Annotated in this window: 20 protein-coding genes; 4 read left to right on the top strand and 16 right to left on the bottom strand. The window is 42.6% G+C overall.

The annotated features are described in order from the left end of the window. Positions 1–7: 7 nt before the first annotated feature. The 3 genes from uvrA to xseA are packed head-to-tail and all read right to left on the bottom strand — an operon-like array spanning position 8 to position 4,341. A complete protein-coding gene (uvrA, locus tag DC487_RS07980) occupies positions 8–2,812 on the bottom strand; it encodes an excinuclease ABC subunit UvrA (RefSeq protein WP_116775430.1) in 2,805 nt (934 codons plus the stop codon). A gap of 22 nt (positions 2,813–2,834) precedes the next feature. Beyond that, positions 2,835–3,074, bottom strand: coding sequence for an exodeoxyribonuclease VII small subunit (gene xseB / locus DC487_RS07985; protein WP_116775431.1), 240 nt, complete (start codon positions 3,072–3,074; stop codon positions 2,835–2,837). Then, positions 3,064–4,341, bottom strand: coding sequence for an exodeoxyribonuclease VII large subunit (xseA, locus tag DC487_RS07990; RefSeq protein WP_239016342.1), 1,278 nt, complete (start codon positions 4,339–4,341; stop codon positions 3,064–3,066). Before xseA ends, xseB begins: the two co-directional genes overlap by 11 nt. Before the next feature lie 44 nt (positions 4,342–4,385). On the opposite strand from xseA, the gene DC487_RS07995 reads away from it, so the two are divergent. After that, the gene (locus tag DC487_RS07995; RefSeq protein ID WP_239016343.1) at positions 4,386–6,176 is read left to right on the top strand and encodes a serine hydrolase domain-containing protein; all 1,791 of its coding nucleotides are present in this window, start codon (positions 4,386–4,388) and stop codon (positions 6,174–6,176) included. On the opposite strand, the gene DC487_RS08000 is transcribed toward DC487_RS07995, so the two are convergent. Further along, positions 6,169–6,561, bottom strand: a complete 393-nt coding sequence (locus tag DC487_RS08000) for an SRPBCC domain-containing protein (RefSeq protein WP_116775432.1) — start codon at positions 6,559–6,561, stop codon at positions 6,169–6,171. The genes DC487_RS07995 and DC487_RS08000 overlap by 8 nt on opposite strands. Before the next feature lie 55 nt (positions 6,562–6,616). On the opposite strand from DC487_RS08000, the gene DC487_RS08005 reads away from it, so the two are divergent. Continuing rightward, the gene (locus DC487_RS08005; RefSeq protein ID WP_116775433.1) at positions 6,617–7,981 is read left to right on the top strand and encodes a methyltransferase RsmF C-terminal domain-like protein; all 1,365 of its coding nucleotides are present in this window, start codon (positions 6,617–6,619) and stop codon (positions 7,979–7,981) included. On the opposite strand, the gene coaBC is transcribed toward DC487_RS08005, so the two are convergent. Genes coaBC through DC487_RS08020 form a run of 3 tightly spaced genes read right to left on the bottom strand, consistent with a single transcriptional unit; the run spans position 7,976 to position 10,475 of the window. Then, the gene (coaBC, locus tag DC487_RS08010; protein ID WP_116775434.1) at positions 7,976–9,196 is read right to left on the bottom strand and encodes a bifunctional phosphopantothenoylcysteine decarboxylase/phosphopantothenate--cysteine ligase CoaBC; all 1,221 of its coding nucleotides are present in this window, start codon (positions 9,194–9,196) and stop codon (positions 7,976–7,978) included. The genes DC487_RS08005 and coaBC overlap by 6 nt on opposite strands. Positions 9,197–9,200: 4 nt before the next feature. Then, a complete protein-coding gene (locus DC487_RS08015) occupies positions 9,201–9,527 on the bottom strand; it encodes a DNA-directed RNA polymerase subunit omega (protein WP_116775435.1) in 327 nt (108 codons plus the stop codon). A 30-nt stretch (positions 9,528–9,557) separates the two neighbouring features. Further along, entirely contained in the window at positions 9,558–10,475 is a 918-nt protein-coding gene (locus DC487_RS08020) for an outer membrane protein assembly factor BamD (RefSeq protein WP_116775436.1), read from the bottom strand. Positions 10,476–10,691: 216 nt separating this feature from the next. Between DC487_RS08020 and DC487_RS08025 the strand changes: the two genes are divergently transcribed. Together DC487_RS08025 and DC487_RS08030 are read left to right on the top strand one after the other, a co-directional pair. Next, the gene (locus DC487_RS08025; RefSeq protein WP_116775596.1) at positions 10,692–10,961 is read left to right on the top strand and encodes a NifU family protein; all 270 of its coding nucleotides are present in this window, start codon (positions 10,692–10,694) and stop codon (positions 10,959–10,961) included. A 78-nt stretch (positions 10,962–11,039) separates the two neighbouring features. Next, entirely contained in the window at positions 11,040–11,699 is a 660-nt protein-coding gene (locus DC487_RS08030; protein WP_116775437.1) for a hypothetical protein, read from the top strand. Here DC487_RS08030 and DC487_RS08035 read toward each other — a convergent pair whose 3' ends face one another. The 9 genes from DC487_RS08035 to DC487_RS08075 form a co-directional block, all read right to left on the bottom strand. Then, positions 11,700–12,935, bottom strand: a complete 1,236-nt coding sequence (locus DC487_RS08035; protein ID WP_116775438.1) for an FtsX-like permease family protein — start codon at positions 12,933–12,935, stop codon at positions 11,700–11,702. 3 nt (positions 12,936–12,938) lie between these two features. Then, positions 12,939–13,580, bottom strand: coding sequence for an MBL fold metallo-hydrolase (locus DC487_RS08040; protein WP_116775439.1), 642 nt, complete (start codon positions 13,578–13,580; stop codon positions 12,939–12,941). A gap of 15 nt (positions 13,581–13,595) precedes the next feature. Continuing rightward, entirely contained in the window at positions 13,596–14,354 is a 759-nt protein-coding gene (locus DC487_RS08045) for a shikimate dehydrogenase family protein (RefSeq protein ID WP_116775440.1), read from the bottom strand. 13 nt (positions 14,355–14,367) lie between these two features. Beyond that, positions 14,368–15,771, bottom strand: a complete 1,404-nt coding sequence (locus DC487_RS08050) for a tetratricopeptide repeat protein (RefSeq protein WP_116775441.1) — start codon at positions 15,769–15,771, stop codon at positions 14,368–14,370. A gap of 216 nt (positions 15,772–15,987) precedes the next feature. Continuing rightward, positions 15,988–17,379, bottom strand: coding sequence for an OmpA family protein (locus DC487_RS08055; protein WP_116775442.1), 1,392 nt, complete (start codon positions 17,377–17,379; stop codon positions 15,988–15,990). A gap of 220 nt (positions 17,380–17,599) precedes the next feature. After that, positions 17,600–18,610, bottom strand: coding sequence for an inorganic phosphate transporter (locus DC487_RS08060; RefSeq protein WP_116775443.1), 1,011 nt, complete (start codon positions 18,608–18,610; stop codon positions 17,600–17,602). Between the two features lie 37 nt (positions 18,611–18,647). After that, a complete protein-coding gene (locus DC487_RS08065; RefSeq protein ID WP_116775444.1) occupies positions 18,648–19,295 on the bottom strand; it encodes a DUF47 domain-containing protein in 648 nt (215 codons plus the stop codon). A 67-nt stretch (positions 19,296–19,362) separates the two neighbouring features. Further along, positions 19,363–20,403: a sensor histidine kinase gene (locus tag DC487_RS08070; protein ID WP_116775445.1), complete on the bottom strand. Its 1,041-nt coding sequence runs from the start codon at positions 20,401–20,403 to the stop codon at positions 19,363–19,365. Positions 20,404–20,459: 56 nt separating this feature from the next. Further along, on the bottom strand, positions 20,460–21,113 hold the full coding sequence (locus DC487_RS08075) for a phosphatidylserine decarboxylase family protein (RefSeq protein ID WP_116775446.1): 654 nt from the start codon (positions 21,111–21,113) through the stop codon (positions 20,460–20,462). Positions 21,114–21,151 lie beyond the last annotated feature (38 nt).

Here is a 21,151-nt window from a genome sequence, read left to right on the forward strand (position 1 = left end):
TATGCACTTATGCCTTCGGCAGATGATCCTTTAGAAACTGTCCTGTATACGATTTCTCGCAATTCACCAATTGCTCAGGCGTGCCCGCAAAAACCAATTCACCTCCAAGGTGACCCCCTTCTGGACCAATATCTATCACCCAATCGGCCGATTTGATCATGTCCATATTGTGCTCAATCACCAAGATGCTATTGCCCAGGGCAATCAGCGCATCAAAGGACTTTAATAGTTTCAGAATATCGTGGAAGTGCAAACCTGTCGTTGGCTCATCAAAGATGAATAAGGTCTTTTTGCTATTGTTCCCTTTGATCAAGAATGATGCTAGCTTTATCCGCTGTGCCTCGCCACCCGAGAGCGTGCTTGATGATTGTCCTAGCTTTACATAGCCCAATCCCACGTCTTGTAATGGTTGTAGTTTAGCAATTACTTTGGGTTGGTCGGCAAAAAATACCAAAGCTTCGTCTACGCTCAGTTCCAAAACTTCCGATACATCTTTCTCTTGATAGCGTACATCCAATACATGTTGCTTAAAGCGTTTTCCACCACAAGCTTCACATGGCAATACAATATCGGCCATGAATTGCATTTCAATCTTCACTTCGCCATCACCTTGGCATACATCACAACGACCGCCTTCCACATTGAAAGAAAAAGCTGCCGGTTTCAGACCGCCCGCTTTTGCTGCGGGAAGCCCGGCATACAAAGCACGCACTTCGTCCCACGCTTTTACGTACGTCACCGGATTAGAACGCGAAGATCGGCCAATTGGATTTTGATCCACCATTTCCACTTGTTCGATGCGTGCGGTATCACCCTCCATGGTATCAAATAAACCAGTCTGGTCGCCCGTGTAGTTGCCCAAAGTTTTTTGCAAAGCAGGGTAGAGGATGCGTTTTACCAAAGAAGTTTTGCCCGAACCCGATACGCCGGTTACGACCGTAAACACATGCAAAGGAAACTCCACATTGATGCCTTGCAAGTTGTTTTCGCGTGCACCCAAGATGCGAATCGAATCATTCCATTTGCGGCGTGTCGCCGGAACTGGAATGGCCATGCTGCCACTCAGGTATTGTCCGGTCAGACTTTTTTTGTCTTTGATAATCTGTTCATAATCACCCGCAAAAACCAATTCACCACCATTTATTCCGGCCTCCGGACCAATATCGATGAGGTAATCCGCCGCTTCCATCATTTCCTGCTCGTGCTCTACCACGATTACCGTATTGCCGACATCGCGCAACGACTTCAAAACACCAATGAGACGTTGCGTATCGCGCGGATGTAAACCGATACTCGGCTCATCCAACACGTAAATAGAGCCTACTAATGAACTGCCTAAAGAAGTGGCTAAGTTAATGCGTTGGGATTCTCCACCAGACAAGCTATTGCTCAGTCGGTTCAAGGTGAGATAGCGTAAACCCACATCGCACAAAAATTTGATGCGATTACTGATTTCTTCCAATAAGCGTTTTGCAATCTTTTGCTCCTGCTCGGAGAGAGAAAGCTGTTCGAAGAAAACCAGTGCTTCGTCGATCGGTAGCAGTACGATATCAATAATGGATCTGTCTGCGATCTTCACGTATGTCGCATCTTTGCGCAGGCGCGAGCCATGACATTCTGGGCAGTCTGTCTTTCCGCGATAACGCGAAAGCATCACCCGATATTGGATTTTATAGGTCTGTTCTTCCAGTTCTTTGAAGAAATCGTTCAATCCGCGGAAATATTTATTTCCCGTCCAAAGCAATTCTTGTTGCGCTTTGGTCAATTCGTTGTACGAGCGGTGGATCGGAAAATCGAATTTTAAGGCCGTTTTTACCAAGGCGTCGAGCCATACGCTCATCTTTTCACCGCGCCACGGCGCGATAGCGCCGTCGTATACCGATTTGCTTTTGTCTGGAACGACTAAATCGGGATCAATGCCAATCACTTTGCCATAACCTTCACAACGCTTACAAGCACCGTATGGATTATTGAAACTAAAGAAGTTGGGTGATGGTTCTTCGAAAGTAATTCCGTCTAACTCAAATTTGTCTGAATAGGTGTGGCGTGTGCCATCAATATCCACGGTACAATTGCCTTTTCCTTCAAAGAAGGCCGTTTGTATCGAATCTGCCATCCGATTTACCGTATCTTCTTCGCCATCCCAGCGGATGCGGTCGATTACGATTTCTACATCTTCCGAGCCAAAAGCAGCGTTGCGAATGCTGCTATCTTCCAACAGCGCCTCGATCTTGTGCATAGCCTCTTTGTAAAACACACGAACAAAACCTTTTTGCAATAAGACGGATAGTTCTTCCTTCAATTTACGTCCGTTGAGCGGAATGAGCGGACAAAATATCGTGAAGGTACTGTCCGTAGGACGGTTCGTCAAATCAGAAACAATAGAAGTCACCGAATCTTTGGTCACTTCTTGACCAGATACCGGCGAAAATGTGCGTCCGATACGAGCGAATAATAATTTTAGGTAATCGTATATTTCGGTAGAAGTACCAACGGTAGATCTCGGATTGCTGGTGATGACTTTTTGCTCAATAGCGATTGCTGGCGCAATGCCTTTGATGTAGTCTACCTCCGGCTTATTCATCCGACCCATAAATTGGCGCGCATAAGAAGAAAGACTTTCGACGTAACGTCTTTGGCCATCTGCGTACAGCGTATCAAAAGCGAGCGAAGATTTACCAGAACCAGACATTCCGGTAATGACGACTAGCTTATTTTTCGGGATATCGACATCAATATTTTTTAAGTTATTGACCCGGGCTCCCTTGATTAAAATGTGTGATTTCGCGTCGTGCGCAGACTTCTTTTGCATAGATCGCAAAATTACACAAAAACTACCTAATATCCGCTAGTCCGTCCTCTTGGTTTTCGGCAGGGTCGTCGGCCAATTTGGCAAGCAATTGCTGCACTTCCTCCTCGCTACGAGTGAGTTTCGCTTTGCATACTGCGATCAAGTCGGAAGCGCGTTGGATCTTTTCGGAAAGACTATCAATATCGATTTCGCCAGATTCCATATCGACGACAATCTGCTGCAATTCGGCATACGCCTCTTCATACGTATAGTTATTCTCCATGAGTCAAGTCGTTTATGGTGCTCGTAAAATGTCCGTCCAATACATGAGTTTCGATCACAACGCCGGGTTGCAGGTTTTTTGTACTTTGTACCGCTTTTCCATTAATGCGCGTGATGCTAAATCCTCGCTGCAATAGGCGTTTGGGATCTGATAGTTGAACGAGTTGTGTGATATGTTGCAAAGCCGTATGCTGCTCGCGAATTTTTTGAGCGCTAGCACGGGCTAATCGTTGATGGAAATCTTCTAGAAACAGACGATGTCTTTGCAAAGGCTGTTTACTCTGCCAGTTCAAGGCTTTCGAGAGCTGCTTCAGCGCATCTTTTTCCTGTTCAAATCGCCTTCGTGCACCATCTATTGTCCGTGTGACTAATTGATCGAGCGGAATGGCGAAATCGTGAAAGCGTTGCAATAGAAAATCCGCCAACTCACTTGGCGTAATCGCATTTTTATACGAAACTAACTCAGACACCGTTTCATTGGTAGAATGACCTATTCCAGTAAGCACGGGCAATGGGAAAATACAAATCGCTTTGGCCAAGTGGTAATTATTGTAGCTTGAGAGGCCGACCTCGCCACCGCCGCCGCGGATTATCGCGACCGCGTCGTACGAATCTGCTCGCTCGGCAATATTGGCCAATTGTGCAATAATCGAAGGAATGGATTTATCACCTTGAAGCAGCGCAGGGAATAACGTCATCTCCAATCGATATCCCCACGGATTCTGATTGATGATTTTGTTGAAATCCGATAAGCCTTTGCTCGTTTCTACCGAGATAATGGCCAATCGTTTTGGTAAGCGAGCGAGCTTTAGCTGCTTATTGAGCAAAAAAACGCCTTCTTCCTGTAATCGGCGCAAACTTTCTTTTTTCTCCTTCTCTAACTCGCCCAACACAAAAGCCGGATCGATATCTACGATGCGTAAACTGAAACCGTAAAGCGGATCGTACGAAATCCCTGCTTGAAATAAAATAGTGATTCCATCGCGGAGCGGTTCCTGCAACAACTCCAAAAACTGCTTGTTAATGCGTGCAAAATCAGATTTCCATAAGATGGAGCGCATTTCAGCAACCACTTTGCCGTCTTTCTTTTCTACCAATTCTGGATAAGCGTGTCCGGAATGGGAGTAGTGGTTGAGTTTATTCATCTCCGCCTTGATCCAATACAAACTTTGGTAGCGATCGCTAATGGTTTTCTGAATACTGCGAGAAACCTCGAGTAAGGAAAATACAGTTTTATGATCGATCGATTCAGGCATTGAGTCAAACATAGATAAAAATGCCTTGAAATGCAATGCCGCAAAAGCAGGGCATTATGCTTATCTTGTTAACACGATCAGCAAACAGCATCACCATGAAAAACCACTGCAAAACCGCTATCATATTTAGGTTATCGTCGATCATCTTGGTCATGCTATTCACCGTTATCTGTGATGTGCGTGTTTTAGCTGCCGAACCTCCGGTTACTAATCGCACCGAGCTATTAGCGGACAGCAAAAACTTTTTGCCAGTTGGAGATCTTTCCAAGCAATCTTTGGTGATCATCACACCTTCCACCAAAAAATACGAAGCGTTTATTCGGCAAGCCGATCGGTATGCTCCGATGTCCGCCTTTTCATTTGCTTCCCTTGGATCTGTGGTAAAGCAATCACAAGTCATTTTGGTTGTTGCGGAGCGAAGTGAACTGCGAAGTGATATCCTTTCCAGATTGCGCACGTATGCCGCAAAAGGTCAAACTATTGTGTTTTGCGAAATAGGAGGTAATAGCTACAGCCTGCCTGCTGGATTGACGGACAATATGATTCACCTGAGTAATCCCGCTAAAACGAAAGCAGCTCAGCGTGATTTGGCGATGTCTGTGTTTGGAGGTTTGCCGATTACTTCTGGCAAGAACAAGCGTGCCCAAACGCGCCTACAATATGATGATGGTCAAGTAAAATCTTGGGGACTGGATGTCGTGAAGATGACCAGAAAGATTGATGCGATTGCTGATGAAGCCATGAAAGAACAAGCAGCGCCGGGCATGGTGGTGATGATTGTCAAAAATGGCGCGGTGCTGCTAGAAAAAGCGTATGGCTTTCATACCTATGCTAAATCGGAGCGCACGACATCAAATGATATTTTTGATCTGGCCTCCGTTTCCAAAATCACAGCCACTACGCCTTTGATGATGCACTTGTACGAAACCAAACAAGTGCAGTTGGATAGCACTTTGGGATTTTATTTGCCGGCAGCACGCCGGAGTAACAAATCAAAAACCAGCATACGAACGGTGCTTTTGCATGAAGGTGGTTTTGAACCTTACATTCCTTTTTATCGTGATCTTAAATCAGGAGATGTGCAGCGCGCAGCTTCAACTACGCACGGTGTGCAAATGGCCGATCATGCCTTTCTCCGCAATGGATATTATGAGCAGATCATGTGGCCCAAAATGTTGGCTTCGCCTATAAAAGATGCAGGTAAATACGTCTATTCAGATATTAGCATGTATGCCATGAAAGAAGTGGCCGAAAAGGTGACGAATGAAGGAATAGAACCGTACTTACAAAAATGGCTGTATGGCCGAATTGGTATGCAAACGACGGGTTATAATCCGCGAAAGCGCTTTCCGAAAAATCGATTGGTACCTACAGAGAATGACACCACATTTCGAAAAGAATTGTTGCAAGGATATGTGCACGATCAAGGTGCCGCGATGGCGAATGGCGTGGCAGGTCATGCAGGTTTGTTTGCCTCCGCCAATGATCTCGCCATTTATGGGCAAATGCTATTGAATCGGGGAACTTATGGCGGCGTGCGCTATTTTCAACCGGCGACGGTCGATTTATTCACTTCTCGGCAATCGCTCACTAGTCGTCGCGGATTAGGATTCGATCGTTATGATATGGATGCGAGCAAAGCATATCCTTCGCAATTAGCCAATGAATCCGTTTACGGACATACGGGCTTTACGGGTACTTGCCTGTGGATTGATCCAAAGAATCAACTGGTCTATATATTCTTATCCAATCGTGTATATCCGGATGTGTCCAACAAATTATATGACCTCAATATTCGTAGTCGCATACAAGATGCGGTTTACGAAACGATTAACGAAACTAGATAGTATCATCCTCGTTGTAGAATTCGATTAAGCTCTGCATGTACACGTCATTCCAGCCGTCCACGATTTCCTCGTATGCCTCATCAGGAATGTTGGCGTGCTGCACTTCAAAGGAAGTACCTTTCTTGTGTGGATGTAGTTTGATGGTTACGATGGATTGTTCGTCTTGCTCACCGAAATACCATTCTTGTACAATCTTCTGCGAAGGGATCAATTCCAAAAAACGACCAGTGATCGCACCGTCCCACATGGAAAATTCGCCATTCGGTTGTGCATCAATCGTTACGATATCACCCGTCCACAACCGGATCGTGGTTTCTGTCGTCAGCGCTAGATAGACTTCTTCCGGCGTAGCTGCCAAGGTGTAATATTTCTTGAAATGCTTCATGCACCAAAGATAGGGCAATATTTATGATTTGTGTTTTTTATCCTAACTTTGATGTATGAGTAACTTCCTGCCCAACGAGCTGATCAATCGGTTAAATGAAGAGCCTGAGTTCAATATGCAAGCTTTTCTAAAGGTGCATGAGAATGAACAGAAAATCTCCTCCATTCGGGTAAACCCAGCAAAATTACCTGATCCTACATCCGTGTTATCTATTTCGGAGCGCGTGCCATGGTGTGATCGGGGTTATTTTTTGGATAAGAGACCAATATATACTTTAGATCCTCTTTATCATGCTGGAGCTTACTATTCACAGGAAGCAAGTTCTATGTTTTTGGCCTTTGCGGTACAATCGCTGGGCTTAGATACGAAACCACTTCTAGCGCTAGATTTGTGTGCGGCGCCAGGTGGCAAATCTACTTTATTACAAACCTACCTTTCGGAAGATTCCTTATTAGTCTCCAACGAAATCATCAAAGCACGAGCCAATATTCTAGAAGAAAATAGTATGAAGTGGGGCGGCGTAAATGTCGTAGTCACCAATAATGATCCAGTTTCTTTTGGTCGATTGCCCGGTTTCTTTGATTTGTTGGTGGTGGATGCACCTTGTTCTGGTTCAGGCATGTTTCGCAAAGATCATGATGCGATCGATGAATGGTCGGAAGCGAATGTAAAGCTTTGCGCCGATCGCCAACGCAGGATTTTGGCCGATACGATTGGATCGCTAAAAACAGATGGTTACCTCTTTTATTCAACCTGTTCTTATTCTCGGGAGGAGAATGAAGAAATAGTCAATTGGTTGATAGAAGAATTTGATTTGACATCGATAGCGCTTGATCCGCCTGCGGAATGGGCGATTACTACAACAAAAGCAAATGATGTATCTGGATATCGATTTTATCCGCACGAAGTAAAGGGCGAAGGCTTTTTCTTTGCCGTTCTGCAAAAGAAAGGGGAGCAGTCAACTTTCAGTAGAAAGAAAATCAAATCAGAGAAAAATAATGCTCCTAAAGAGGAACTGCGCAAGTGGATGAATGATGAAGGACTGTATGGCTTTCTACATAACGACCAATTACATGCTTTCCCTAAAAAGTATGAGCTCGAACTGGAGTTCATGCAGAAGATTCTGTACTTAAAGAATGCGGGTACGCGATTAGGTAAATGGACTGGTCGAGAACTAATACCTTCACACGATTTAGCATTGAGCACACGCGTGCGTCAAGATATTGCTGGTGTAGAATTAGATCAGGAAACGGCTTTGCAATTTCTTCGAAAAGAAAATTTGGATGCAACCATTAATGATTCGGGAAAAACGGGCTGGTTATTGGTGCGTTATCAGGGGGTAAATCTCGGCTGGATTAAGGCATTGCCCAACCGAATCAACAATTATTATCCCAAAGAATTACGGATTTCTAATCTATAAGGAATGGCGATGTGCTAAGATGTGCACGCAAATATCGGACGCTACTTCGTCTTTGCTTTTCAGCTCGTAGCGATGTTCCTGTCCATCTCTTTCTATGATGGTAATGTGATTAGTGTCTGTCGAAAACCCTGCTCCAGCATCTTTCATAGAATTTAAGACAATGAAATCTAGATTTTTGCGGGCTAATTTACCTTTTGCATTGGCTAATTCATCATTGGTTTCCAACGCAAAACCCACCAAAGTTTGTTGATCTGTTTTTTGCTGACCTAAGGTCGCCAAGATGTCGGTAGTGCGTTTCAGCGGAAGCGAGAAAAGATCCTCTTTTTTCTTGATCTTTTGATCAGCGTATTCGCTGGGTGTATAGTCGGCTACAGCGGCACTCATCACCACAATGTGAGACGATTGGAAGTGATCCTGACAGGCGGCCAACATGTCTGCTGCCGATCGTACTTTAATAAGATCTACACCTTCTGGTACGATCTCATGCGATGGACCAGAAGCTAAAGTAACCGTTGCACCAAGATCGCGTAATCGCTTAGCGACTGCGTAACCCATTTTCCCACTAGAATGATTACCTATAAATCGTACGGGATCGATCGCCTCATAAGTTGGGCCTGCAGTCACTAAAGCCTTTAGACCACTAAAAGGCTTATCGACTTCATTTAGTTCGGAGGATTGCTTTTGCAGGAAAGCAATGATTTCTTCTGGCTCTGCTAATCGACCTTCGCCAGAAAGTCCACTAGCCAATTCACCATTTCCCGGAGGGACAATTTGGTTACCGTACGATTGGAGTAGAGAAATATTGCGTTTAGTTGCCGGATGTTTCCACATGTCGAGATCCATTGCGGGAGCAAAATATACCGGACACTTGGCGGAAAGATACACCGCCGTAAGCAGATTGTCGCAAAGTCCGTTCGACATTTTGGCCAATGTGTTCGCAGAAGCTGGTGCAATTACGAGTAAATCCGCATCTAGACCAATTTGAACATGATTACTCCATTCTCCGGTTTTCGGATCGAAGTAGTCAACAAGAACGGGTTGTTTGGATAATGTTGCCAGTGTGAGTGGAGTGATAAACTCGGTGGCATCAGGTGTCATAATCACACGGACGGAAGCGCCTTCGTGGATCAATAATCGGACAAGTAGGGCGGATTTGTATGCGGCAATACTGCCGCATACGCCCAAAACAATATTTTTGCCCTGCAAAGAAGACATGAAATTATTCTTGCTCTTTAGCAGGATTTCTGAAGTACACTTTGTCGTGCAAAAAGTCGTCAATCGCTACCAAGCTTGGTTTCGGCAAACGCTCGTAATGCTTAGAGATTTCGATTTGCTCTCTGTTTTCAAATACTTCTTCTAAGTTGTCGCTGCTCGTTGCAAACTCTGCTAGCTTACCGCTCAACTCTTCTTTAATATCTACTGCAATCTGATTAGCACGTTTGCTAATTACTACGATAGACTCATAGATGTTATCAGTACCGGTGTCTAGATCGCGTAAGTCGCGTGTTACCGTACTATTAGGGACAGTTGATGAATTATGACTCATAGTTTATCGTATTTTTCTTGTTGTTATTATTTATTGTGCCTCGTTTGCACTGGCAGCATCAGGACCGCCTGCAATACCAAGTTCTTCTTCGTGTTTCTTTCTAGCTTCGTTCATTTGGTCGGTTTGTTTGACCGCAAGAACGATTTTACGCTCCGCACTTTGGCGCAACGTTTCGAGCTCTTTCACGTATTTGCTTTCTGGATAGTTTTGCACGAAGCTCTGATAGTAATCAATGGCATCATTATAACGCTCTTCTTGACGGAAGAAAGCGCTATGCTCCGCAAACATGTACTGCGAGCGCACGATCAGATATTCAGCTTCTTCGGCATACTTCGTATCAGGATACTGTCTCAGCATACTTTCAAAAGCGATAACGGCCGCTCTAAAATCCGCTGGTTGTGCCATATTATAATACAACTTGGCATTGTCGAAAGCTTTTTTCTCTAACTTATTTCGCAGATTTTGAATCAAATCAGATGCCTCTTCGCTGCGCTCTGATTCAGGATACAAGTTCACAAATAGCTGTAGCTCATCGATGGCTTTGTACGTGTTTTCTTGGTCCAGATTGGTGCGTGGAGAATCGATATAAAAACAATAAGCCGACATAAAACGGCATTCTTCCGCGCGTGCACTATTCGGATAATTCTGCGCAAATGTTTTGAAGTGGTAGCGAGCAGAAATGTAATCCTTCATACGATATGATGTATATGCCGTATAATAACTCAAATCTTCTGCTTCCGCACTTGCGCGGTATTTAGTGAGTAAATCGGTAAATAGAACCGAAGCTTTAGAATACTTTCCAGCTTCGTAATATTTCACCGCTTCTAAGTATTTCATCTGGATATTGTTACTCGCACGCAACCTCTCAAAGCGACTTTTACAAGCGCCGAGACCCAATACCAGCACCGTGCCGAGACAAAAAAACCAGATACGTTTATGTGAAAACATTTTGCAAAGATACTTCAATTCGTACTAATAATCAATTTATTTTTCGAATCTAAGGTAATTTAATAAAGCACACAAAGCGTTTAGCTATCACCTATTTAACATTCTTTAACTCTGTAAAAACTTTAGTCATTACAGTGTTTTATTAAACATCGGATGCGTCAGTGTTACGATAAAATTGACTATCTTTATACCATAATTATAATAGTTAATAGTAAAATGACTTTACACGAGCGCGTTGAGCAGGCATTAGATACCATCAGACCTTATCTAGAGACAGACGGAGGGAATGTGAGTGTGGAAGAGATTACTGCAGATAATGTTGTGAAGCTGAAACTGTTGGGTGCATGCGCGAGCTGCGCTATGAGTATCATGACATTTAAAGCAGGTTTGGAGCAAGCTATTAAAAAGGCTGTTCCCGAGATTGTTTCTGTCGAAGCGGTAAACCTAACCGATATGGACGATCCTAACGCTACCACACCATACTAAATCTACGTTTTTCCAAATAGTCCTGATTAACACATTTTAACAACGCTACCTATGGTGATTGTTTATTTTTGTGCACATATGGCAAAGGGGTTTCCATTTCTTGTTTTCAGTATACTATTCCTAACGGTTTCTTTTGCGCAAGCGCAGAAGAAGGAGATTGTACAATTCTCTGGCGTGATCACGGCAACGGGAACTACTATTGAGGTGCCGTATGTGACTATCATCAATTCAAGTTTTGGAAATCAATTGTTTATTGCCAATCACGAGGGATATTTTACGTTCGTAGCACACAAAGGTGATGTCATTGCTTTTTCGTCCATAGGATACAAGCCGATGACGATTACTGTGCCTAATGATATCCCAGGTGACAAATACAGTTTAAATATTGAAATGGAAAGTTTGGTAGAAGAGCTTCCAATTGTTTCTGTCGGGCCGCCCCTACCATGGGCTAGTGTAGAAGAGTTTACCATGGCCTTTTTGGCCATGAACTCGGGTATGGATGAACATCTGAACGCACGTAGAAATCTTAGTCCTGAAGCTCTGGCCGCGCTTTCTGCAGTTTTGCCACGTAGTCCAGAAGAGATGCAGAGTTTTGATGGGCGAATGAATCACATTCAGATGAACAATTCGGGTATCCGGCAAAATGCGACGACACCCTTCCTGAATCCATTTGCTTGGGGAAGTTTCATCAACCAAATTAAAAATGGTGACTTTAGTAGAAAACGCTTAAAGTACTAGCTACTCTTCGTGAAGCCCTAAAGAGCCAAATCTCGTGATACTGAGTTTTGATGCAGCATACGAAATTAAGATGGACGAGAGCATTACAGTGAAGAAAATAAGTACGAAGTCCATATAGCGCACTTCTACTGGATAAGCATCAAAAAGAGTTTGTCCTCCAGTACGTACAAATCCATATTTTATTTGCAGCAAGCAAAAGGCAATTCCCAGTCCTATACCGATCACACTTCCTAAAAGCGCAATAAGCACTCCTTCAAAGAAAAATATACGCTGGATAAGACTGGCGTCCGCTCCAAAGCTCTTTAATATTTGGATATCCTTTTTCTTGTCGATCACTAACATGGTTAATGATCCGATGATGTTAAAGATAGCGATAACGCCGATTATAGTGACAATAAAGAATACGATCCACTTCTCTGAACTTACCGTCTTGTATAATGTAGGATTCTGCTGCTGTCTGTCTTTGATAACGAAGTCATCACCCAACTCTTTTTGGATAGATCGTTGTATCTTATTGACTTCCGTAGGATCTTGTAAGAATAGTTCAATGGCTGATACGTGGCTTGGCTCACTCAACAGGTCTTTTGCAAAACTCAGTGAAGTGATGACGAGGTCATCAAATCCCTGCTGGAATTTCATGACGCCCGTAGGAGTGATCCTTCGCACGTTGATCTCATCCATAGGATTTAGATTACTAACCTGTGGGTTGATGTTTTTCTTGGGTATGTATAATGCGATCGCATTATCAAACTCTTTGTAAGGAATCTGCAAATTGGTTTGCACCTGAGCACCTATTATAGCAAAATTAACACTGTCTTGCTGCACCTTGTAGTCACCAAAATGCAAAATTTCCTCTGTGGCTTGAGTTTGTAAGCTTTCTTGCTCCACACCTTTGATTCGGCCTACGAATTGCTGGTTGCCATATTGTACCAACACGCGATCCTCCAGAATTTCGCTGTATGATTTGATTGCCTTATCTGAGCGTAGCTCTTTAAATATAGCGCCTTCTGCATCAAATACTTTTCCAGTCGTAGGCTCAATACGCAGATCTGGAGAGAACACGCTGTATTGCGATAAGATAAACTGTTCCATGCCATTGTAAAACGAAAGTACAATGACTAGGGCGGCACTGCTGACTAGCACTCCTACAACACTGATCGAGGAAATGATATTGATCGCGTTTACAGATTTTTTAGAAAAGAGGTATCGCTTCGCGAAGAATAAAGGCAACTTCATGGATTAACCTTGGATGAATGGGTTTGAAGTCTTTTCAAAACCAATCGTAGTACTTGGTCCATGGCCGGGATAAACCGTCGTGTTATCGGGCAGACTATAAATGCGTTCTTTAATGCTTTGTAGTAGTTGACTATGATTTCCTCCCGGAAGGTCGGTGCGTCCAATACTATTGCGAAACAATACATCACCGCCGATCAAAAACTGGTGCTTAGCAGAATAGAAGCAAAGGTGTGCGGGTGAATGTCCTGGCGCCAAGATTGACTCCAACGTTTCCTCTCCTAAGTTAATGATGTCTTTTTCCGATAGAAATTGCTCGGCAATGGGTGCTGCATCGTAATTAAAACCCATTTGTGGTGCATAATTCTGCACTTCCAGCAAAACAGGGATTTCGCCTTCATGAAATTGAGCCAGTAATCCAAAGTTGTCATAGACAAATTTGTTGCCCAAGACATGATCCACATGGCAGTGTGTGTTCAATAGCAAAACCGGATTAAGTCCATTGTTACTGATGAACGATAGAAAGTGTTGTTCTTCCTGTCTATTGTGCATACCCGGATCTATGATAATACACTCTTTCTGATCATTGTATAGAACGTATGTATTTTCTTGATAAGGATTGTAAGTAAGGGTCTCGATTGCTATCATCTTCAAAAATAGAAACTATTTTGCCTGCTGCCAAATCTCCCAATTCTTATCTGCTTGTAGGATCAACATCTCCAAACCATTTTTGGTTAAGGCTCCCTGTGTACGTCCTTGCTTTAAGAAAAGTGTTTCTTCTGGATTATAGATTAGATCGTAGAGGTAATGATTTTCTCCAACTCCATCATAGGGAATAGGAGGGCAAGCATCTACGTTCGGAAAAGTGCCTAATGGTGTACAATTGATAATCAAACGATGTTCAGCGATCATTTCTGTGGACAGATCCTCGTAGCTAATGGCAGAGTCTGAATTGACCCTGCTAACCAGCTGAGCCTGAACATTGAGTTTTTTTAGCACGAACAAAACGGCTTTGGCCGCGCCACCATTGCCCAATACCAATGCCTTGTTGTGCTTGTCGGGATTCCAATATTTTTTTAAAGATTCTTCAAATCCATACGCATCCGTGTTGTATCCGACCAGCTTCTTTTCACCCGAAGGAAGATGCTGGATCGTAATGCAGTTTACGGCACCAATTTGGCGAGCTTCCTCCGATAATTCTTGCAAGTATGGCATCACTGCTTGCTTATATGGAATAGTGACATTACAGCCGACAAAATCAGTATTCTCCTCATTATATAGATTCGGAAAATCTTCGATGTTTGGAATAGGGTATAAATCATAATCTATTCCCCCAATATTTTCCTTTTCCATCTTCTCCACATAATATTTCTTGGAGAAAGAATGCCCCAGAGGATAGCCGACTAGGCCAAGCTTCTTCATATTTGATAGGATCTTATCCGGTGTATTTCTTTATTAATTCTAAAATAACTTGGTTTCCTTCTAGCTGAGGTAAGTATTCAAATATGACATACGCTTTGTCTGGATCTTTGGTCAAAGCGATATCTAAAAAGTTCAGCGCTTCATTCAAATTTCCATTCGCGATAAGATACGCTACAGTACGGTAATACAACAGCGCTTCATCCGGATTGCATTTAATCCCTTCGGCCATGGATTCAATAGCCGCTTCCAGTTTACCTTGCTCAAATAAGAGCGAAGAATAATCTAACCAAGCCTCTGCATCGGTGGGATTCAGTTCTACCACGCGCGAATAAGCGTATTCCGACTCTTCGATTTGATGCAATTTGTAGCGCGCATCAGCAATTGCAAACCAGAAATCTGGGTTCTCTTCGTCTATTTCTAACGCTTTCTTGTAGTAGTATAGCGATTCGAAATAGCGACCTTCCGAATCCAGCGTCACACCAATCCCGAACCAAGCATCGGCGTGCAATGTATCCAGTTTCACGGACTTTTCGTAATACTCTCGAGCTTTGGTCATTTTGTCCAGCTTCTCGTAGCATTCACCAATGGCACAAAAGGTTTCGGCACGCGGACTTTCGAATTCAAACGTATGTTTAAAAACTTCGATCGCTTCACGGTAACGCTCCAAATTGATCAAGGCGTTGCCTTTGTCAAGATAAGCCGGAGAAAAGTTCTCTTGTATTAATATCGCATAATCGTACGCATCAATAGCCTCTTCAAATTTACCTAAATGATGGAAGGCATTCCCCAAGTTGTACCAAGCCACGAAAGAATAAGGATCACTATCGATGTATTTTTGATAAAAGGATATACTCTCTTCCAATCGATCTAAACGATCATAACATTCAGCAATAGCGTATAGCGCATCAGAATTTTCATTATTGAGACTTAATGTCTTTTTGAAAAACTGAATCGCTTTAGAGAGATCATTATTGGATTGATGCATCTGTCCGATCTGAAAATAGATATCGTCCTTAGAATCGCTAAGTTCTAGCGCACGGTAAAAGTTTTCCTCTGCTCTGGCAGAATCTCCATACGAGGCAAAAACAGCTCCTTTGATCAAGTAAATTTCCGATTCGGATGGTTCTAATAGCTCTGCCTTCTCCAATGCTTCTAATGCCAGCGAAAGCTGTTGCATACTGAGTAGCAGCTGCGCTTTGCGAATAAAAAAGTTGGTCTCGAAAGGATGTTGATTTAGGGCAAACTCGGCGACCTGCAATGCTTTTACAGGATCGTTTTTTCCGATGTAGTATTCAATGATTCCTTCGAAGGCAATCGTGTCAAAGAAGTACTGATCTTCATTGCGAAGCATTTCCTCATACCGATCCACTGAGTGCTTCTGTTCTTCGGGCGATCCAAAGTCAAAATTTTCTTCCATAGTACAGTATCTCCTAATGGTTGACAATACAACGTTAATCCGTTGCGTTGAAATGAAGATAAACGTTTTCGAGTTCAAATTATCCCGATTGTTTTCCACATTTACACATTAGACTGTAAACGAGTTACATTGTTTAATGTCGGAAATCATAGAAAACAGAAAAGCCGACTCCTAAGAGTCGGCTTTCTTATGTTGATAATCAACGCGAGGCGTTAATTATTTTTTGATCTCAACACGACGGTTTTGAACGCGACCAGCTTCAGTATCGTTAGACGCTACTGGGTTAGACTCGCCTTTACCTTCTGCAGTGATTTTAGCAGCAGCAACACCAGCGTTAACTAGGTATTGACGAACCGCGTTAGCACGATCTTTAGAAAGGTTCATGTTGTAAGCTTCGTTACCTTCAGCAGACGCATAACCATCTAATTTTACAGAACCGTTAGTATCACGTAGTTCTTTCGCTAATCTATCAAGAGTAGAGTAAGATTCAGTTTTCAATACAGAGCTATCAAATTCGAATTGAATTGGAGCTGCGTAAGAACCTGTAGCTACGTTGTTAACAACTTGTGGCTCTGGGAATTTGATTGGACATCCAGCACCATCTACTTGAGTTCCAGCAGGAGTGTTAGGACATTTGTCAAATTTATCAGATACACCGTCACCATCAGAGTCTTTGCTCAATTGATCAACAGTACCTTCTAAAGTAGATACGCGTTGTTTCAAAGCTTCAACTTCGTTTCTCAATGTGTTGTCTTTCAACTCATCGTATAGAGCAGCAACTGGGTTAGCAAAAGTCAAGTTTTCTTTGTCACGTGATCCTAGAGTGAACTCTAAACCACCAGTAACAGTAGAGAATCTTCCTTTGTAGTCAGCACGAGCTGGTCCGTAGAAGTAGTTATCATCTGTGAAGTTCATCGTATAGCCTAAGTTCAAGGCAACCACTTCAGATAATTTGAATTTCGCACCAACACCTACTGGAATGAAACCAGTCAATTTATTTTTGCGATCTCCTGTGGTAGTTCTATCTCCGAAGATTTCAGAACCCCAGTTTCCTTCGTTGCTGAAAGAAGCTCCAGAGAAATCGTTGTTAGCGTATTGTACTGGATTCGAAGCTAATACTCCCATACCCACTTTAGCGAAGAAGTTAACCGCATTCTCTCTTCTCATGAAGTCGATAGTACCCAATTGGAATACTGCATTCAAGCTACCCGACCAGTCAACACTAACTTCAGAAGAACGAGCTCCACCTGGTAACCACTCAGTACTCTCGATCGCAGGACCAGAAGCATCTGCGTTGAAAGTTTTGATACGACCACGGTTACCTTCCAATTCTAAACCAAATAGGTGAGAGAATTGTTTACGGATAGTCAAACCATAGTACTCACCAACACTGTTTTGGAAGTAACCAACTTTTTGACCGAAAGCGTTAGATCCGCCAGTCAAAACGTTAGGTGCAGTGATACCACCGTGAACACCGATAGACCAAGTTCTGTATTGAGATCTTCCACCGAATACAGTTGGTTGTTGAGCCTGAGCAACTTCAGCAAAACCGAAAGCGGCTACTAAAGAAGCTGCAACAGCTGTTTTTTTAATTGTAGAATAGTTCATACTCTTGTTTTTAAGGTTATTGAATTTTTAATTGTTTCTAATTAATCCCAATTGAACATCACTGTTACAAGAACGATGCCAAAAATTATTTTAGCATCCGTGAATTTGTAAAATTCTGTCCTATGGGTATTGTGCCGTAAAAATACGTTAATACAAACGATGTTTCCAAATTTTAAAAGAAAAATTTCTTCTAAATGGAGCAAATATTTTTTTTGGCTGTCTAAACAATATAGTGGATGATCGCGAATGTGATCCCACCCAATACCGCACTAACTGGAATAGTCAACACCCATGCCCACAAAAGGCTGATCGTAACGCCCCAACGAACTGCAGAAACACGTTTTACAACACCGACACCAATGATCGCACCGGTAATAGTATGTGTAGTAGAGGCAGGAATACCGAAATGCTCTGTAATACCCAATGTCAATGCACCAGCACTTTCCGCACTAACGCCTTCTAGTGGTGTTACTTTCGTAATTTTCGTACCCATGGTTTTTACAATCTTCCATCCTCCGCTCATTGTACCTGCAGCAATAGCCACATAACAGGACAGTGGAACCCATTCTGGCATCGCTTCAAAGTTTGGAATGACTTGTTGCGCGATCAAAGCTGTAGCGATAATACCCATGACCTTTTGTGCATCATTACCGCCGTGGGCAAAACTTAATGCGCCAGAAGAAATTAACTGAAATATCTTGAACCATTTCTCGGCCACGGCAGGACGAGATTTTCTAGCTAGGTTGATAATGATCAAGGTAATGATGATGGAAATCGTCATACCAATGACGGGTGCTAATACAATGAAAGAAATAATCTTCGCGGTAGCACCTAAGTTTACAGCGTCCAAAGGATTGGCTCCTTGAATCAGCGCATATGCCATACCCGAACCAGCGAAACCGCCAATTAAGGTGTGGGACGAACTAGAAGGAATACCATAATACCAGGTGAATAGATTCCAAGAAATAGCGGCTACCAAACCAGCAAAAATCACTTCAAGTGTAATGTATTCCTCTAATACTGTTTTCGCAATGGTATTGGCTACCTTATGATCCGTAAAGTAAAAATAGGCCGCAAAATTAAATAGCGCTGCCCATAGTACCGCTACGAAAGGTGTCAACACTTTCGTGGAAACGATGGTTGCAATGGAGTTCGCTGCATCATGAAATCCGTTGATATAATCAAACGCGATCGCTAATATGACAACAACGACAAGTAATGTAGTAATCATGTACTATTTGTTTTCTTTGTAAAGTACGCTGTGCTAATTACGCGTTTTTAACTAATATACTCTCCAAAACGTTGGATACATCCTCACATTTGTCTGTGGCCGTTTCCATTGAAGACAAGATTTCTTTATGCTTGATAAGGATGATGGCATCTTTTTCAAATTCGAATAATTCAGCCACTGCTTTCTCGAAAATGTAATCTGCTTTATTTTCTACACTGTTAATACGCACACAAGAATCGGTAATGTTACGTACGTTTTTGATGTCTTTCAACTCGTAAACTGCTTTGGCTACATGTTCTGTTGCTTCGATTAGCAATTCTGCCAATTCTTTCATGGCCTGCGTAGGGTTTTCTACTTTGTACAAATCCATGCGGTTCGAGGCGCCGTGGATGTAATCTGCCACATCATCCAGTGAGCTCGCTAATGAGTGAATATCTTCGCGATCGAATGGTGTGATGAAGTTTTTGCCCAGTTCCAAGTGTATTTGGTGTGTGATATCATCACCGCGATGCTCCAAATCTTCTATCTTTTTCGCTAATGTTTTACGTAATTGACTATCCGTTGTGTTTACAGATTCATTGAGAACCTTAGCCATTTCGATCAGGTTAGAGCCTGCTTGCTCGAAAAGAGGAAAGAATTTTTTGTCCTTAGGAACGAAAAAATTGAAGATATTACCTAATGCCATATAATGTATTGTTTAAGCTTACAAAAGTATGTAGCTAATGTTAAGTTAATGTTAAGTTTCCTTGTTTTTATCCGTTGGTCAACTTTGCCTTTTGCAGTGTAAATGAAAAGGTTGTCCCAATTCCCTCGGTACTTCGTACATGCACACTTTGCTGATGTGCTTCCACAATGTGTTTTACAATGGATAGGCCTAAACCAGAGCCGCCAATATCACGCGATCTACTTTTATCAGTCCGGTAAAAGCGCTCAAACACGCGAGAGAGATTTTTCTCTTCAATACCTTGTCCGTTGTCTGTCACTTCAACTAATATCTGCTCAAAAAGGGGGCTGGTTTTGATAGTCGTCGTTCCGCCGCGGTTTCCATATTTGATGGAGTTTTCCACTAAATTGATTAAAACCTGTTGGATTTTCTTCTTGTCGGCCTTTACAAAGATCTGCTGTGTGGATTTGTTGGCCATCTTTAGGGTTATATCACTGCTTTTTGACTTATCTTCCAAATATTCGATGGTGTCGTTGATGAGGTCATTAATATCGAAGCGTTCAATATTGAGTACCACTGCGCCTGATTCTAATTTGGCAATTTCATCTAGATCATTGATGAGATAGCTTAGTCGGTCGATATTGCGTGAGGCTTTTGCTAAAAAGGTCAAAGCCATATCAGGATCTTCTTCCATCATACCATCTTGCAAGGTTTCGATGTATCCTTGCACTGCAAATAATGGTGTCTTAAATTCGTGTAAAGTATTGGAGAGAAATTCTTTTCTAAATTTCGCTTGCTCTTTTAATCGGCCGATTTCCGACATTTTTTGGTTGGCCCAAGCAGAAACTTCCTGTTCTGCTTCTGCAATAGGATTTTCTGGGCGGTATGGTCCGAGTGCTTCTTTCAGATCTTTACCCAGCTTGAGGTTGGTGATCAGTTTATACAGATTGTGGATTCTATCATTAATCGATTTCTCCAGCACGGTACTGATAATCAGATAGCTAGCCGCAAATGCAGCAGCAGCTATGGTTGCGGGGCGCTTCCATTCTGACATGAAATACAACAAGATACCCAAAATAACACCTGCAAAAGAGAGTGAGACAAAGAAGGATATCTGTCTAAAGGTCATACGGACTTTTTTGAGTGTATAAAACTCAAATATACAAATGCTTTATTAAGGAATTGTTAAAGGCGGGCTAAAGTCGTTTTGCCGCCGACGACCTTATCGCCAATTTTGACGTCAACTTGCGTACCGATCGGCAAGAAAAGATCGACACGAGAACCAAATTTGATGAAGCCAAACTCAGCTCCTTGCTCCACTTGATCGCCTTCGTTCACATACCATACAATTCTGCGAGCCAAAGCTCCAGCAATTTGTCTAAACAACACTTCCACACCATTCTCTTGCTTTACGACGATGGTCGTACGCTCGTTATCCGAAGAAGATTTAGGATGCCAAGCGACCAGAAATTTGCCGGGATGGTATTTGAAAAAAGAAACCAATCCGGTGATCGGACTTCTGTTGATATGCACGTTTACAGGTGACATGAAGATGGAAACCTGCAAACGTCTGTCTTTAAAATATTCGTTCTCCTCGGTTTCCTCAATAACTACTACCTTGCCATCTGCCGGACACAGTATGGTATTCGCTTCTTGTGTAATCTTGCGTGTCGGACTGCGGAAGAATTGTAAAATCGTCAGGATAAGAAATGCAGATAATAGGTAGAAGAACCATTTAATATACGTATTGGCGTCGTAATAGTTGGCTATGGCATTCACAATAAAACAAAAGAGAATGACTAAAGCTAAACTGGTGTATCCTTCTTTATGAAATTTCATGTCGATATCTGATTAATACCCGCAAAAGTAATCTTTTT

The sequence above is a fragment of the Sphingobacterium corticibacter genome, from assembly GCF_003076635.1.
Lineage (GTDB): Bacteria > Bacteroidota > Bacteroidia > Sphingobacteriales > Sphingobacteriaceae > Sphingobacterium > Sphingobacterium corticibacter.

Excerpts from the sequence above, each read along its gene's own strand:
- xseA (WP_239016342.1), bottom strand. The coding sequence starts at position 4,341 with ATGTTTGACTCAATGCCTGAATCGATCGATCATAAAACTGTATTTTCC.
- DC487_RS08005 (WP_116775433.1), top strand. The coding sequence starts at position 6,617 with ATGAGTAACTTCCTGCCCAACGAGCTGATCAATCGGTTAAATGAAGAG.
- DC487_RS08030 (WP_116775437.1), top strand. The coding sequence starts at position 11,040 with ATGGCAAAGGGGTTTCCATTTCTTGTTTTCAGTATACTATTCCTAACG.
- DC487_RS08050 (WP_116775441.1), bottom strand. The coding sequence starts at position 15,771 with ATGGAAGAAAATTTTGACTTTGGATCGCCCGAAGAACAGAAGCACTCA.
- DC487_RS07995 (WP_239016343.1), top strand. The coding sequence starts at position 4,386 with ATGCTTATCTTGTTAACACGATCAGCAAACAGCATCACCATGAAAAAC.
- coaBC (WP_116775434.1), bottom strand. The coding sequence starts at position 9,196 with ATGTCTTCTTTGCAGGGCAAAAATATTGTTTTGGGCGTATGCGGCAGT.
- DC487_RS08060 (WP_116775443.1), bottom strand. The coding sequence starts at position 18,610 with ATGATTACTACATTACTTGTCGTTGTTGTCATATTAGCGATCGCGTTT.
- DC487_RS08040 (WP_116775439.1), bottom strand. The coding sequence starts at position 13,580 with ATGATAGCAATCGAGACCCTTACTTACAATCCTTATCAAGAAAATACA.
- DC487_RS08045 (WP_116775440.1), bottom strand. The coding sequence starts at position 14,354 with ATGAAGAAGCTTGGCCTAGTCGGCTATCCTCTGGGGCATTCTTTCTCC.
- xseB (WP_116775431.1), bottom strand. The coding sequence starts at position 3,074 with ATGGAGAATAACTATACGTATGAAGAGGCGTATGCCGAATTGCAGCAG.
- DC487_RS08035 (WP_116775438.1), bottom strand. The coding sequence starts at position 12,935 with ATGAAGTTGCCTTTATTCTTCGCGAAGCGATACCTCTTTTCTAAAAAA.
- DC487_RS08025 (WP_116775596.1), top strand. The coding sequence starts at position 10,692 with ATGACTTTACACGAGCGCGTTGAGCAGGCATTAGATACCATCAGACCT.
- uvrA (WP_116775430.1), bottom strand. The coding sequence starts at position 2,812 with ATGCAAAAGAAGTCTGCGCACGACGCGAAATCACACATTTTAATCAAG.
- DC487_RS08075 (WP_116775446.1), bottom strand. The coding sequence starts at position 21,113 with ATGAAATTTCATAAAGAAGGATACACCAGTTTAGCTTTAGTCATTCTC.
- DC487_RS08020 (WP_116775436.1), bottom strand. The coding sequence starts at position 10,475 with ATGTTTTCACATAAACGTATCTGGTTTTTTTGTCTCGGCACGGTGCTG.
- DC487_RS08015 (WP_116775435.1), bottom strand. The coding sequence starts at position 9,527 with ATGAGTCATAATTCATCAACTGTCCCTAATAGTACGGTAACACGCGAC.
- DC487_RS08055 (WP_116775442.1), bottom strand. The coding sequence starts at position 17,379 with ATGAACTATTCTACAATTAAAAAAACAGCTGTTGCAGCTTCTTTAGTA.
- DC487_RS08070 (WP_116775445.1), bottom strand. The coding sequence starts at position 20,403 with ATGACCTTTAGACAGATATCCTTCTTTGTCTCACTCTCTTTTGCAGGT.
- DC487_RS08065 (WP_116775444.1), bottom strand. The coding sequence starts at position 19,295 with ATGGCATTAGGTAATATCTTCAATTTTTTCGTTCCTAAGGACAAAAAA.
- DC487_RS08000 (WP_116775432.1), bottom strand. The coding sequence starts at position 6,561 with ATGAAGCATTTCAAGAAATATTACACCTTGGCAGCTACGCCGGAAGAA.